The organism is Bradyrhizobium canariense (assembly GCF_019402665.1).
In the GTDB taxonomy this organism is placed as follows: domain Bacteria; phylum Pseudomonadota; class Alphaproteobacteria; order Rhizobiales; family Xanthobacteraceae; genus Bradyrhizobium; species Bradyrhizobium canariense.
Window position 1 is genome coordinate 139,937 of sequence record NZ_VSST01000012.1, and the last position, 13,899, is coordinate 153,835.

The following is a 13,899-nucleotide window of genomic DNA, read 5'->3' on the forward strand; positions in this document are numbered from 1 at the left end:
CTGACAGGAGAGAGAATGCCGCGGATCGGATCCAGCGGCAAAGACGATGATCTCAAACGCGATCGACCGCCCAAACCGCTAAAGAGCGGCGGCGGCGGGCGAACAAAATGGTCGCGGCGCTGATCATGGCGGGCGGCTATAAGGCCAGATCGGCGAGCCGTCAAGGTATTGGAACCGGTCATTCCGGGCTGCCGTAGCCAAGAGAGGGGGCCGGTGCGCTCGATCGGCTGGCCTGCACTCGCCGTCGCTACCACCTGGCCATGCCGAGCCGGCTGAAGAGAATCTCCCAAAAGGAACCTGCGCGGGTTAGCTCGTATAAATGGGCGCTTGCCTGGCCGTTTCCAAGATTGGACGCCTTGCTGTACCACTTGATCGCCTGCCGGGTGTCCTTGGACACGCCCGTGCCGCTCTCATACGCCCACCCCAGATTGTATTGGGCCAACCCGTCGTTCTGATCAGCGGCCTTGCGCAGCAAGGATATACCCTTGGCGAGATCCTGCGGCACGCCTTCGCCTTTGATGTGCAAGAGGCCCAGACGTGTTTGCGCGAACGTCAAGCCCTGGTCAGCCGCCTTCGAAAACAGATCGAAAGCCAAAGAGAAGTCTTGGGGAACGCCGCGTCCGTCCCAGTACATAGCTGCAAGTCGGGATTGGCTAAAAGCGTTCCCCTGATCCGCCGCCTTGGCGTACCAGTCGGCCGCCTGCTTCTCGTCGCGAGCTGTACCCAGGCCCATCTCATAGACGTACGCAAGATTCTCCTGGCCGTAGGCATCGCCCTGTTCGGCAGACAGGCGAAACCATTTGATGGCCTCCGCGCTATTGCGCTTAGTCCCACTTCCGTTCCGGTACATCGCTCCCAGATAGAATTGCGCACGTGCGCTTCCGATTTCAGCCAGCGGCTTCAAGCGCTCCATCGCGCGTTCAAAATCATGCGCAAGATATGCGCTCACGCCGTCCTTGAAGTCGGCGCTGACGTCGATGACCGAGGATCCGCCTTTCGAGGTCACGCCGATCAGCCCGTACTTGAACTCGTCAAGCTTATCGAACCCTTTCTCGATTGCCGGAGCAAACTCTGCCGGACAGACCGGCGCATCGAGTGTAAGGCGAAGAACTGCGTTGGAACGAATGGTTCGGCCATCGAGGTCAATGGTACCACTTACGTCAATCCGGCCGTGAACGTCTCCGTAGCCTGTCCTGCCCTCGAAAGTCGCCGAATAGACGACCGGCGCCGGTTTTTCGTAGAAGAAAGTGTTTTCGGGAATCGTGAGCGAAGCGGCCTCGCGGTATTCCATCGGCCGACAAACAAACGGCCGCCCGCTCGCCTGGCGCGCAACCAACCGCAAGAGCGATTGCCTTGGATCCGTCAAAGGCAACATCCTGACGCGCGTGGGCCGATCAACTTCGAGGGCTTTGCTGATCTGAAATGTTGACGTGATGGCGTAGTTGTCCGTCAGCTCGCGCGGATTGGGGTAAGTATAATCACCGGTGCCGGTCAGGCCGGCCTGCTCGATCAGCCGGCTGGCGGCCATCCGCCGATCCGCATCATCCAAGCCCTGCGCGACCACGCGTCCTAATTGTGCACCGACGCCTGTCCCGGACAGGATCGACCGGACCTCGCGCTTCCCGTCCTTGCCAAGGACGTAGTCCGTTTCCGCGGCCAGCCGGAAGCGCGCCGGCTCGGTCATGGGGATGCGGCCCAAGGCACCTCTGTCGATGTTGAGGACCGGCTTGCCCGCAAGCTCCGGCGGCAGCGATCCGAAGGCAAAGAGAGAGGCTGTCGGATCGAGGTACTGGTCAATCTCCGGGACGTAAGCGATCGCGTGGTCAAAATTTGGCGTCGCCACTTCGGTGAGCGTGTACCTTGCGTCCGAGTTCACCGCGACCAGATTGGCTTCTATGCCCTGGGCGGCGAGCAGCGCCTTGAACAGTGTCGCATGCGCCTTGCAGTCGCCATAGCGCGACGCAAGCACGGCCGAGGCGGGCTGAGACGTCCAGCCGCCGTCCTCGAGGCCAATGCCGACGTAGCGGATATTACGGGCCACCCAATTGTAGATGCGCTCGATCTTCGCGCGTGCGCCGATGGCGTCGCCGACGATCTCCTGCGAAAGTCGTGTAATCCTCTCATCCGGTCGCGCCATGGGGGCGTTGCGGGAGTTCAGCGTCGCCGCGAAAGCGGAATAGTCAGCAAACGTGCTCACCTCGAAACGCTCTGCACCCGCGAGAGTCTCCTCGTCGATCTGCCGGGGTCTCGGCGCGTCTTGCCGGAAACGCACCCGATGGATGATCCGATCGTTCACTCTCTCTTCATGGTGCTCGACGTTGCGCAATGCTATCCGCAGCGGCCTGGATGCCGGTCCGTCAACGGTCACTTCGAGTAACTCGGGTGGCTGGTTAGCCGGCTCGCTCCAAAAGCGCGCAAACTCACCCGGAAATCTCGGCTGCTTGGCCTTGTAGACCAGACGCCCGCGGATGCTGTCGCCGGGAGCAACATGCGGAAAGGCGATGATCCTGTCGCGCACCTCGTCGAAATAGGGCGATGAGGAATCTGTCGATGCCGGTTGATCGCGAATGGCGCGCTGATCCACCGCGACCACGCCGCCGTCTGCCTTGAGAGTGGCAAGCTCGATTGACGTCAAATCGTCAAAATAGCTGTTGTATTGAAAACGTTGCTGCGCGATGGCTGCTGCGCCCTTCTCGTCGAGCGCCTTGATTTCGAACTCGAAGACCTCGGTGCTGAGCCCGTTCTCATCGAAGCTAACGGCATCGCGGGCCACCGTTCGGCGCCAGCCCGGGTCGATCCAGCCGGGTCTACCGTCGCTATCCGGTGACTCGGCGGCACGCAATTTCATGCACGGCGACGAGAGCAGCAATGCTGCCAGAAAAGCTGAACAAATTCGTACGATCATATGCTGAGCGCTCGGCCCTCAGGTCGGCAGCTCAACTAGCAGGTGAAAATTACCAGCCGCACTCTCGGAAAGAACAACTTTTAAGTTTCTCCACGACCCTTCCAATCCGTGCGTCTTGTCACACCACCCGCCAGAGCCATTCCATGATCTTGGCGATCACGTCGCCGAACAGCAGCAGCGCCGCCGACCAGATCAGCGCCGAGACGAAATTGGCGGCCTGGAAGCTCCAATAGGGCATCTCGAAAATGCCGGCTGCAAGCGGCACGGAGGCACGCAAGGGGCCGAAGAAGCGGCCGATGAAGATGCTCGGCACGCCCCAGCTGCGCACGAAAGCCTCACCCCTGGGCAGGAGTTCCGGATAGCGCGAGAGCGGCCACATCTGGGCGACATGCTCCTTGTAGCGATAGCCGAACCAGTAGGAGACCCAGTCCCCGAGTGCTGCGCCGATGCCGCCGGCGATCCAGACCGGGTAGAAGCTGATGCCGCTCACCCCGATCAGCGCGCCGATCGCGACCAGCGCGCCCCAGGCCGGGATCAGCAGCGAGATGAACGCGAGTGACTCCCCGAAGGCGAGCACGAACACGATGGGAGCTGCCCACGTCTGATGAGCGCGCACGAAATCGGCCAGCGCGTGCGCAAACTGCTCCATTCAAAATAGCCTTTCCGCCCTGCCCGAAGGTGCTGCTCGATGAAAAGGACTGGTAAGCCAAGGACTTGTGTGACATCAAGTCACAAAGTCAGGTCCAGACCGGACCGGACCGTCACATTGCCGGGAACTGGTGGGGCTGCGGCGTAAAATTGCCGGGATTGGCTCCCAACCACACCGCCCGGCCCGCCCTGCGATAACCTTTCAAGGTCAGAAGTGGCATAGTCGGCCCAACCGATTCGCCGCTCATGCGGCCCTCAAAGCGCATAAAGATATATGTCCAAGCAGTTGAAGCCCAAAGCAAAAGACGATTTTTTCGGCGGCGATGAGCCGAAGCCCCGCGCAGCCAAGGCCGCCCCGCGCGCGGGCGGCGCCGAGGCCGACTACACGGCAGCCGACATCGAGGTCCTCGAAGGTCTGGAACCGGTGCGCCGCCGGCCCGGCATGTATATCGGCGGCACCGACGAGAAGGCGCTGCATCACCTCTTCGCCGAAGTTATCGACAACTCGATGGACGAGGCGCTGGCGGGGCACGCGACCTTCATCGGAGTCGAGTTGAGCGCGGACGGCTTTTTGACCGTCACAGACAACGGCCGCGGCATCCCGGTCGATCCGCATCCAAAATTTCCGAAGAAGTCGGCGCTCGAAGTCATCATGTGCACGCTGCACTCGGGCGGCAAGTTCGACTCCAAGGTCTACGAGACCTCGGGCGGCCTGCACGGCGTCGGCATCTCCGTGGTGAACGCCCTCTCCTCGCTGCTCGAGGTCGAGGTCGCGCGCAGCCAGAAACTGTATCGCATGACGTTCGAGCGCGGGCACCCGAAGGGCAAGCTCGAGGATCTCGGCAAGATCAACAACCGCCGCGGAACCCGCGTGCGCTTCAAGCCGGACACCGACATCTTCGGTGCCAAGGCCGCGTTCAAGCCGCAGCGCCTGTTCAAGATGACGCGTTCGAAGGCGTATCTGTTCGGCGGCGTCGAGATCCGCTGGAATTGTGCGCCCGAACTGCTCAAGGGCGTCGACGACGTGCCGGCGGAAGCGACGTTCCACTTTCCCGGTGGCCTCAAGGACTATCTGGCGGCGGCGATCCATGCCGACACGCTGGTGCATCCCGACATCTTCTCCGGCAAGTCGGGCCGCAACGGCGCGCATGGCGCCTGCGAATGGGCGGTGGCCTGGACCGCGGATGCCGACGGCTTCCTCTCCTCCTACACCAACACCGTGCCGACGCCTGACGGCGGCACGCACGAATCCGGCCTGCGCAGCGCGCTGCTGCGCGGCCTCAAGGACCACGCCGAACGCGTCGGCCAGGGCAAGCGCGCGTCGTCCATTACGTCTGAAGACGTGATGGTGGGTGCAGCCGTGATGCTCTCGGTGTTCGTGCGCGAGCCTGAATTCCAGGGCCAGACCAAGGACCGCCTTGCCACGGCCGAAGCGCAGCGCATCGTCGAACAGGCGATGAAGGATCCGTTCGACCATTGGCTGTCGGGCAATCCGAACCAGGCCAACAGGCTGCTCGACTTCGTGGTCGACCGCGCCGAGGAGCGGCTGCGCCGCCGGCAAGAGAAGGAGACCGCGCGCAAGACCGCCGGCAAGAAGCTGCGTCTGCCCGGGAAGCTCGCCGATTGCAGCGATGCCGGTCTGGACGGCTCGGAACTCTTCATCGTCGAGGGAGACTCGGCCGGTGGCAGCGCCAAGCAGGCGCGCGACCGCAAGACCCAGGCTGTGCTGCCGCTGCGCGGCAAGATCCTCAACGTCGCGTCCGCCGGCAAGGACAAGCTGACGGCAAACACGCAGCTCGCCGACCTCGTGCAGGCGATCGGCTGCGGGATGCTCGCGCAGTATCGCGAAGAGGATTTGCGCTACCAGCGCATCATCATCATGACGGACGCCGATGTCGACGGTGCCCACATCGCTTCGCTGCTGATCACCTTCTTCTATCGGCAGATGCCGCGGCTGATCGACGAAGGCCACCTCTTCCTCGCCGTGCCGCCGCTCTACAAGCTGACCAACGGCACGAAGTCGGTCTACGCCCGCGATGACGCGCACAAGGCGGCGCTGATCAAGAGCGAGTTCAACGCCAACGCCAAGGTCGAGGTCAATCGCTTCAAAGGCCTCGGCGAAATGATGCCGGCGCAGCTCAAGGAAACCACCATGGATCCGGCCAAGCGGACCATGCTGAAAGTGGTTCTGCTCGCCGACGACCGCGACACCACGGCGGATTCGGTGGAGCGCTTGATGGGCACCAAGGCCGAAGCGCGCTTCGCGTTCATCTCGGACAAGGCCGAATTCGCCAATGACGATTTGCTGGACGTCTGATCCGCAAGCGCTACCCGGTCGTATCCCATCCAGAGCCCCGGCATGAAGCCCGGGGCTCTTTTGTTTTTGGGGACGACAACCGCTCTTTCCCGCCGATCCTGCCCGCCGATCCTGCCCGACCATCCTGCCAACGGTCCGCCTCGATTTCGGTGATTCCCTGCCTCGTCGCATCGCGACTCGGCCAACGACTCACCCAGTCAGGCTGATGCAGGATTGCCTCCGTTTCGGACAAAGCCGGATTCACTAACGAGAAGTTACCAAGATACAAATCGCAAAATTCGGCGTATCACTTTGATAATGCAGGATTATTGTATACTTCGACAGCGACACTCGGAATCCTTGCCGTGCGGCGTTTCCCGGCAACTGTGCCTGCTCTGCAACAGCATTTCGGAGAGAAGCAGGTATAGTCCGGGACATCAGATGACACGGACTTCAGTGCGCTCGCGCCTGCCAGACAGACCAAAGCTTGGGGATTTTAAGATGAAGAAGATTTTGCTCGCACTGACCGCGGTTGCCGCGATGACCGGTTCGGCCTCGGCCGCTGACCTTGGCGCCCGTCCCTACGTGAAGGCCCCGATGGCAGCGCCTGTCGCCAGCTGGACCGGCTTCTATCTCTTCGGCGGCGCCGGCGGCGGCCTCTCGGCCGCTGACCAGCGCGTGCAGACCACGGTCGGCGCAGTTCCCCTGACGATCGATCAGCGCCAGGGTGGCTCGGGCTGGTTCGGCACCGTCGGTCTCGGCTACGACTGGCAGTTCAGCGGCACCTGGGTCGCCGGCGTATTCGCTGACGGTCAGTTCGGCAGCATCCGTGCTACCATCCAGGATCCGATCGCTGGCATCACTGGCAACCAGAAGCTGGAAGATTCCTGGGCCGCTGGTGTCCGCCTCGGCTGGCTGGTCGCTCCGAACGTTCTCTCCTACGTCAACGGCGGTTACTCGGGCGCTCACTTCGGCCAGACCAACTTCATGACCCTGGCCGGCGTGCCCGCCGGTATCCATCTCAACAGCTACAACCGCAATGGCTGGTTCGTCGGCGGCGGCGTCGAGAACAACCTGAACATCTTCGGCATCCAGTCGCCCGGCTGGTTCATGAAGACCGAATATCGCTCGGCCTTCTACAACGCCAAGACCCAGAACGAACTGTTCGATGCTGGCAACGTCCTTGTGGGCCGCGACATCCGCGCCAACACCTGGAACCAGACGATCTCGACTTCGCTGGTCTACCGCTTCAACTGGACCGGTCCGGTCGTCGCGAAGTACTGATCTGATCTGACCTAATCTTCAGACGTCAAAGCCCCGGCATCGCCGGGGCTTTTTCGTTGTACGGTGCTTCAGCGGACCTTGCGTGGACATGCATTCACCCTGCGGCCTGCATCAGCAGCCATTGTATCCCGACCACGGCTACGGCTAGTCTCCCGGCAAGTTTTCGGGCCGCGGCTATCGTCATGCTGCGGCACGACAGAGCGGACCAATGGGGAGGAATGCATGCGCAGATTTCTGCTTGTAGCAGGCCTGTTTGCCCTTGCCGTCGGGCTGCTCTGGATCGGGCAGGGCACGGGCACCGTCGCGTGGCCGCGATCGAGCTTCATGGTCAACCAGTTGCAATGGGCCGGCTATGGCGCAGCCATGGCCGGCTTCGGGCTGGTGCTGATCTGGCAGAGCAACCAATAAAAGAAACCAGGGAATAGCAGCATGACATCCAGTCGGTTCGATCTCCGCGGCAAGGTCGCGATCGTCACGGGAGGCAATGGCGGCATCGGGCTCGGCATGGCCCGTGGCCTCGCCGACGCCGGCGCCAACATCGCCGTGGTCGGACGCAACGAAGCCAAATCTACCGCCGCCGTTGCCGATCTCAGTCAACGCGGCGTGAAGGCGATCAGTGTTCCCACCGACGTCACCGACAAGGCGGCCATCGCCGCGATGGTCGAGCGTGTCGTCGGGGACCTCGGCCGCATCGACATCCTCATCAACAATGCCGGCATGAGCATCCGCAAGCCGCCGCACGAGCTCGAGCTCGACGAGTGGAATACGGTGATCAACACCAACCTCACCAGCGCCTTCCTGTGCTCGAAGCTGGCCTATCCGGCGCTGAAGGCGTCCGGCAACGGCAAGGTGATCAACATCGGCTCGATGATGTCGATCTTCGGCGCGAGCTTCGCGACGGCCTACGCGGCGAGCAAGGGCGGCATCGTTCAGTACACGCGCGCCTGCGCCAACGCATGGGCGCCCGACAACATCCAGGTCAATGCCATCCTGCCGGGCTGGATCGACACTGACCTGACCCGCGGTGCGCGGCAGCAGGTATCGGGATTGCACGAGCGGGTGCTGGCACGCACGCCTGCGGGGCGGTGGGGCGACATCGACGATTTCGCCGGCATTACCGTGTTCCTTGCCTCGTCCGCCTCTAACTTCGTCACCGGCACCGCGATCCCCGTCGATGGCGGGTTCTCGGTGATGGCGTAGATCGTACGCGATAAACCTGCACACAAAAAAGAAGCCCCGGACAATGCCGGGGCTTTTGAATTTGGGTAGTGATCGTCTTTTATGGCTGCTTGGTCGTTCGTTGACCCACTCAGTAGCGGGCGATGACTGGCGCGTCGAACTTGTAGCTGGCGCGCACGACGGCCCACTGGATGTCGCGCGGCTTGGCATCGAAGCTGTAGTTGCCCGACGTGCCGCCAAGTTGATAGGTCTGGCTGGCGAAGGCTGCGTAGTTGTATTCGAGGCCGACGATCCAGTTGCGGGTGATGCCGTATTCCCAGCCGGCACCGACGGTCCAGCCGTTGGCCCAATGGGTTTGACCGCCGGAACCGGTGGCCGGACCGACCGTATCGGTGACCGACAGACGGTTGTTCACGCCGGCATAGCCGCCTTTGATGTAGAACAGGTTGTTCTGCACGGCGAAGCCCGCGCGACCGACGACGGTGGCAAGCACATTGGCGCGCCAATCAAAGACGTTGCCGCCCGGAGCAAATGCCGTGTTCACGACCGTGCCCTTGTTGTCGAGGCCGGAGATCGTGCCTTCCATACCGAAGACGTAGTTGTTGGCCTGCCAGTTGTAGCCGATCTGGGCGCCGCCCATGATGCCGGCGCTGCGCTGACGGTAGCCCTGCCCCAGGGTCAGATCGCCGAACGGCGCGCCGGTCCCGTTGTTGATGAACTGCTCGTTGGTCCATGCGCCGCCGATGTGGCCGCCGACATAGAAGCCGGTCCAGTTGAACATCGACTCCATATAGGCCGGCGCCTTCGTGTAGCGCGCGCCGAGATCGGCGGCGGAAGCGGCGCCCGTCGAAACCAGAGCGGTCGTGCAGGCGAAGGCGGCAATCAACTTGGTACGCATGGTACACCCCGTGTCCTTTGATGGGTGCACGCTCACACGCAGGTCTTACTCAAATTTGAATCAAGACAGTTAAGACGCCGGATTGGCAAGCAGCGCGCCTTCAATCCATCTGAACTGTTGTACGCAGGCAACGCCCTGAGCGCGATTTAACGCCGCGTTATCCCTACCGGGTCCTTGCGCTACCGTGCCGCCGCAGCCTTCGACTGCACGTGCTCGGGCCGGACGCCAAGCGCGATCAGGCGCGCCGGAATGCCCTGGAGCCACGGCAGCGCGGTGATCAGGCGCACGATGAGCGGCACTTTCAACGGCCGGTCGCCGCCTCGCAAGGCGCCGCTGATGATGTTGTTCTGCACGATCATCTGCATTCGCTGCGTCATCTTCACCGGGAATTCGCGGCGACGGCGCACGGCGTCGAGCTCGTTCTCCGACGGACAGCCGTGCTGCAGCTTGTCCGCCAGCAAATTTGCGGTCGCGACCGCATCCTGCACGGCGATATTGACGCCGACGCCGCCGACCGGCGACATCGCATGGGCGGCGTCGCCGATGAGAAGCAGGCCCGGCTGCGTCCAGCGCTTCAGGCGGTTGATCGCAACGGTCAGCAGCTTGAAATCGTCGAAGCTCTTCACGTCGGCAATGCCGTTCTTCAGGATCGGCGCCATGCGGACGACCTCGTCAAGCAGCGCCTGCAATCCCCTCGCCTTCACCGCGTCATATTGTCCCTTGGCGATGACATAGGCGCACTGCCAATAGTCGCCGCGGTCGAAGGTGATCATCATCTTGCCGGGCTCGACGCGCGCGAACACGTTCTCGGTCTCGTTCGCCTTGCGGCCGACCCGAAACCACAGCACGTCCATTGGCGCGCCGATCTCCTCGACCTCGAGGCCGGAATGCTCTCGCACGGTCGAATGCCGGCCGTCACAGGCGATGGTGAGATCGGCTTCGATGTCCACGATGCCATCAGGCGTATTCGCCCGCACGCCGGCGATGGTCTCGCCGCGGCGGATCAGATCGACGGCCTCCGTGTTCATCATCACCTTCAGCGAGGCGAAGCGCTGGCCGGCCTCGCGCAGGAAGTTCAGGAAATCCCATTGCGGCATGAAGGCGATGAAGGGGTACTTGGTGCGGAGGCGGCTGAGATCGGCGATGCGAACGGGGGTACCGCCGAACAGGCCGTCCATCTTCTGCAAGCGCTGATGCGGCAGCTTCAGAAATCCGTCGATCAGGCCGAGCTCGTCCATCACCTGGAGTGTCGAGGGATGCACGGTGTCGCCGCGGAAGTCGCGGAAGAAATCCGCATGCTTCTCCAGAACCACGACATCGATGCCGGCGCGCCCGAGGAGATAGCCGAGCATCATGCCGGCCGGTCCGCCGCCGACGATGCAGCACCGCACTTTCAACGAAGAGCCCTGGGGATGCTGCGAGGTATCGGGTTTCACGGCCGGGCCCTCATTTACGGGTCAAGGTTTCTGTGCAGTGCAACAAGCAAGATTCATTTGCCGCGATTGTGAATGGCCGTTGGCCTCGCCGCCAATTCCGACTCATTCAGGAAATTGCAGTGCAGACAATCCTCATACTGCTCGGCGTCTGGATCCTGATCAACGTACTTTTCGTCTTGATCATGATCGCACCGCGCAGGCCGCCGCTTGCGCCGGTGCGCATCGAACAGAACGGTTATCCGTACGAGGAGTAGGAGAAGTTCCTGCTGCGCCGCGTCATCATCTCGATCGCGATGGGCGCGTTCTTCTTGCCGACTCCGCCCTTGATCGAGGCCGTCAAGCGCTTCATCAGGAAGCGCCGCGAATAGCTACGGCGGACGCGTCCTGCTCGACACCTCAATTGTTGCTGCGGTTCGCGCTGCGGAAGCTCTTGATCTCCGACACGCTGCCGTCGCGATAGGTCAGCTCCACCGAGATGAACTGCGTTGCCGGCGCGAGCTTCATGTAGAGCGGCATGCCGGCGCTGATCGCGCTGGGATCGCGCATGTCGCAGCCCGGCATCTTCAAGACCTGGTTCGGAACGGCGGTGTCGATGCCGATGCGCACCTCGCGGATGGCGCAGCGGTAGGACACGAGGTGCGTGTAGTAGACCAGCAGCCCGTTGAACTCGCGGAATGACAGCCAGCTCGTCGCGGTCATGTCGAGGATCTTGCGCTGGTCGCGGATCAGCGCGGCTTCGGGATCGAACCTGATCGGGAACGGGCCCTGCATGTCACCGGACTGGTCGACATAGCGGACCTCGATGGTGCCGGCTTGCGCGTCCGGCGGCAATTCGATCGACGGGTTCGGCATTCTCTTGCGCGTGCGCGGGTCGAGCGTATCGATGAAGCCGGTTTCGCGGAAGTCGCCATTGCCGGCCATGCGCCAGGAAACGCCGAGGGTCGGATCGGCAAAGGAGAACACCACGCTCCAGCCGCCATTGTGGCGCGAGAAGCTCGCGATCGGCGCGTTGGTGGTCTCCTCCTTCGGCACGCGCGGCACCGACACCGGTGGCAGCGCCGCGAGCTTCTGCGCCGGTGGATCGGCCGGGCGCGCGGCGGCATCCTTGGCGATGCCGCTGAGGAAGACGTCGTCGACCATCTGATCGAAATAGACCGGCACTTGCCTGTGCTTGACGGTGTCGGCCATCTCGCTGACGAGACGTCGCGTACGCTGCGCCACTTGCACCAGGTTCTCGCCGGGCTGGAGCAGCTCCTTGGCGAAGGTGCGCGTGAACACCGAATTGGGGTTGGCGTCGTCGTTGGAGAGGCGGTCGAGCGCGGTCTGGCGCGGGCCCGCCGAGAAGACCGAGAACACGCCTTCGGGCAGCTGTACCATCGGGGCAAGCCCGCCACCACCGGAGACGGCGCGGGTACCCTTGCGCTCGAACGGGTTGTTGCGGCAGGCGTCGAACACCAGGATCGAGGTTCGCGCCTTCTTGTTCTGGAGGCGCTCGACGATGCGATCGGCCAGGATGGAGGCGTCACGCACCAGCTCTTCCTGCCCTTCCGTGGCCGCCGGCACGTCCGTCGGCAGCAGGTAGTTCTGGCCTGCGATTTCGAAGCCGTGGCCGGCATAGAAGAAGAACGCGGTGTCGCCGGGCTCGATCGTCCGATCGAACGCGAGCAGCGTCTCCGAAAATTGCTGCCGGCTCTGGTTTTCGGCGACCATCACCGAGAAGCCGAGCTGCTTTAGCGTATCGCCCATGGTGCGGGCGTCGTTGACCGCCTTGAGCAGCTTCGGAACGTTCCTGTAGTCGTTGTTGCCGACGACGAGCGCAACGCGCTTCTCGGCACAGGCGGGAAGCGCGAAACCGCTGAGGCCGGCCGCGAGGCCAAGCGCTGCCAGTACTCTGAAAAGCCGACGCGTCATCGAAAATCCCTCAAGAACGGCCCACGCCGGTTCCTTCGAACAGCGGTTCATGGGAACCGCGTCGTTGATGTGATAGTCGGCCCAGCCATAGCGCTGGTTCAACAGCCCTGAGGACTCAGGTTCTGTCGTCTAGCCTATGGCAGATCCCGCTGGAATCTGCTTTTTCTCAATCAATTCTTGTGGGCAATTCCGCTGGAAGCGAGGGACCGCCGTGTATCGCTGGTGCACCGACGAGGTCGAGCCGCACGACCGCTTCGACTTTTGGCGCGAGGTGCGCGCCAAGGGCCTGTTCGGCGTCACCGCCGAACTCGAGCGCGAACGCCGCGCGGACTTCTTCGGCGAATTCTCGCTGCGCCAGCTTGGCGGAGCCGGCCTCGTCGAACTGAAGGCCTCGCACTACACGGTCGAGCGCAGCCTGACCGACATCGCTCACGCGCCGGGCGACAGCATCTGCGTCTATCAGCAGCTCGGCAGCGGCGGCTGGTTCGGCGGCATGGGCGGCAGCGACTTCACGATCGCCAATGGCAGCTTCGCCACCAGCCACACCGACTTGCCCTATCGCACCACGCCGATGGGCGCAGGAGGCTTCCACCTGCGGATCCTGAAGATTCCCGTGATCGGCCTCTCCACGCAGGACAAGCGCATGCGCGAGCTTGCGCCCCGGACGTTCGACGATTCCACCCTGGCGCCCCTGCTTGGCGCCTGCTTCGCCGATCTCGGTGCGGTTGCCGCAGGTGACGACGGCGCCGCCGATGCCGCTTCCCTCGTCCAGGCTTTAGCCCATCTGGCGTTGATCGAGCGCGGCATCCTGCGGTCCAGCGGCCGCCTCGGGCAGGCCGCGCTGCGGACCGCCCGGCTCTCGCACGCACGGCGCCTGATCGCGCGCCACCTGCAAGACCCAAATCTGGCGCCGACCATGGTGGCCGACCTGCTCGGCATCTCCGTGCGTCACCTGCACATGCTGTTCGAAAGCGCGGCCAAGAGTTTCTCGCAAACCGTGACGGAGGAACGCCTGAACCGGAGCCGCCGCTTGATGCGCGAAGCCCCGGACCGGTTGATCGCCGACATCGCGACCTCCTGCGGCTTCGACAGCCTCGCGACCTATTACCGGGTCTTCAACGCCGCCTACGGGATGGCCCCCGGCGACTTCCGGGCCCAAGGTTCGGAAGGGCGTTAGCCGACGTTTGGACAGCTCCGGCCGATCGCCGGATTGGGCGGAAAACCGCAGCCTCGCCCGCTATTTGGGCGAAAACCTCAGGTTTTTTAGGGCCTTCCCGCGCCTGCTCCATTGACTTTGGCCGATTCCCGCCTATGTTCCGTGGCGACGCGGCTCAGATCGAAG

11 protein-coding genes are annotated in these 13,899 nt (G+C 63.1%); 6 read left to right on the forward strand and 5 right to left on the reverse strand.

Annotated features, from left to right (window positions below):
* Positions 1-247: 247 nt before the first annotated feature.
* Positions 248-2,905, reverse strand: a complete 2,658-nt coding sequence (locus FXB41_RS05410; RefSeq protein ID WP_246648623.1) for a DUF3857 domain-containing protein — start codon at positions 2,903-2,905, stop codon at positions 248-250.
* A 118-nt stretch (positions 2,906-3,023) separates the two neighbouring features.
* Positions 3,024-3,554, reverse strand: a complete 531-nt coding sequence (locus tag FXB41_RS05415) for a DedA family protein (RefSeq protein ID WP_007591534.1) — start codon at positions 3,552-3,554, stop codon at positions 3,024-3,026.
* Positions 3,555-3,827: 273 nt separating this feature from the next.
* On the opposite strand from FXB41_RS05415, the gene parE reads away from it, so the two are divergent.
* The 4 genes from parE to FXB41_RS05435 all read left to right on the forward strand — a co-directional run bounded on the left by parE (position 3,828) and on the right by FXB41_RS05435 (position 8,333).
* Positions 3,828-5,870: a DNA topoisomerase IV subunit B gene (gene parE, locus FXB41_RS05420; protein WP_007591536.1), complete on the forward strand. Its 2,043-nt coding sequence runs from the start codon at positions 3,828-3,830 to the stop codon at positions 5,868-5,870.
* 480 nt (positions 5,871-6,350) lie between these two features.
* On the forward strand, positions 6,351-7,133 hold the full coding sequence (locus tag FXB41_RS05425) for an outer membrane protein (RefSeq protein ID WP_007591537.1): 783 nt from the start codon (positions 6,351-6,353) through the stop codon (positions 7,131-7,133).
* A 222-nt stretch (positions 7,134-7,355) separates the two neighbouring features.
* Positions 7,356-7,541, forward strand: coding sequence for a hypothetical protein (locus tag FXB41_RS05430; protein ID WP_007591540.1), 186 nt, complete (start codon positions 7,356-7,358; stop codon positions 7,539-7,541).
* A 21-nt stretch (positions 7,542-7,562) separates the two neighbouring features.
* Positions 7,563-8,333 carry an SDR family NAD(P)-dependent oxidoreductase gene (locus tag FXB41_RS05435; protein WP_007591541.1) on the forward strand — a complete coding sequence of 257 codons (771 nt, stop codon included), beginning with the start codon at positions 7,563-7,565 and terminating at the stop codon, positions 8,331-8,333.
* A gap of 109 nt (positions 8,334-8,442) precedes the next feature.
* On the opposite strand, the gene FXB41_RS05440 is transcribed toward FXB41_RS05435, so the two are convergent.
* On the reverse strand, positions 8,443-9,210 hold the full coding sequence (locus tag FXB41_RS05440) for an outer membrane protein (RefSeq protein ID WP_007591542.1): 768 nt from the start codon (positions 9,208-9,210) through the stop codon (positions 8,443-8,445).
* Positions 9,211-9,389: 179 nt separating this feature from the next.
* Positions 9,390-10,646 (reverse strand): FAD-dependent oxidoreductase, encoded by a 1,257-nt coding sequence (locus FXB41_RS05445; protein ID WP_219680310.1) that lies wholly within the window; start codon positions 10,644-10,646, stop codon positions 9,390-9,392.
* Positions 10,647-10,765: 119 nt separating this feature from the next.
* On the opposite strand from FXB41_RS05445, the gene FXB41_RS41440 reads away from it, so the two are divergent.
* Positions 10,766-10,900, forward strand: a complete 135-nt coding sequence (locus tag FXB41_RS41440; protein ID WP_007591544.1) for a hypothetical protein — start codon at positions 10,766-10,768, stop codon at positions 10,898-10,900.
* Between the two features lie 142 nt (positions 10,901-11,042).
* On the opposite strand, the gene FXB41_RS05455 is transcribed toward FXB41_RS41440, so the two are convergent.
* Entirely contained in the window at positions 11,043-12,557 is a 1,515-nt protein-coding gene (locus tag FXB41_RS05455) for a caspase family protein (protein WP_219680313.1), read from the reverse strand.
* Positions 12,558-12,768: 211 nt separating this feature from the next.
* Here FXB41_RS05455 and FXB41_RS05460 point away from each other — a divergent pair, with 211 nt between their 5' ends.
* On the forward strand, positions 12,769-13,734 hold the full coding sequence (locus tag FXB41_RS05460; protein WP_219680315.1) for a helix-turn-helix transcriptional regulator: 966 nt from the start codon (positions 12,769-12,771) through the stop codon (positions 13,732-13,734).
* Positions 13,735-13,899 lie beyond the last annotated feature (165 nt).

Excerpts from the sequence above, each read along its gene's own strand:
- FXB41_RS05410 (WP_246648623.1), bottom strand. The coding sequence starts at position 2,905 with ATGATCGTACGAATTTGTTCAGCTTTTCTGGCAGCATTGCTGCTCTCG.
- FXB41_RS05415 (WP_007591534.1), bottom strand. The coding sequence starts at position 3,554 with ATGGAGCAGTTTGCGCACGCGCTGGCCGATTTCGTGCGCGCTCATCAG.
- parE (WP_007591536.1), top strand. The coding sequence starts at position 3,828 with ATGTCCAAGCAGTTGAAGCCCAAAGCAAAAGACGATTTTTTCGGCGGC.
- FXB41_RS05425 (WP_007591537.1), top strand. The coding sequence starts at position 6,351 with ATGAAGAAGATTTTGCTCGCACTGACCGCGGTTGCCGCGATGACCGGT.
- FXB41_RS05430 (WP_007591540.1), top strand. The coding sequence starts at position 7,356 with ATGCGCAGATTTCTGCTTGTAGCAGGCCTGTTTGCCCTTGCCGTCGGG.
- FXB41_RS05435 (WP_007591541.1), top strand. The coding sequence starts at position 7,563 with ATGACATCCAGTCGGTTCGATCTCCGCGGCAAGGTCGCGATCGTCACG.
- FXB41_RS05440 (WP_007591542.1), bottom strand. The coding sequence starts at position 9,210 with ATGCGTACCAAGTTGATTGCCGCCTTCGCCTGCACGACCGCTCTGGTT.
- FXB41_RS05455 (WP_219680313.1), bottom strand. The coding sequence starts at position 12,557 with ATGACGCGTCGGCTTTTCAGAGTACTGGCAGCGCTTGGCCTCGCGGCC.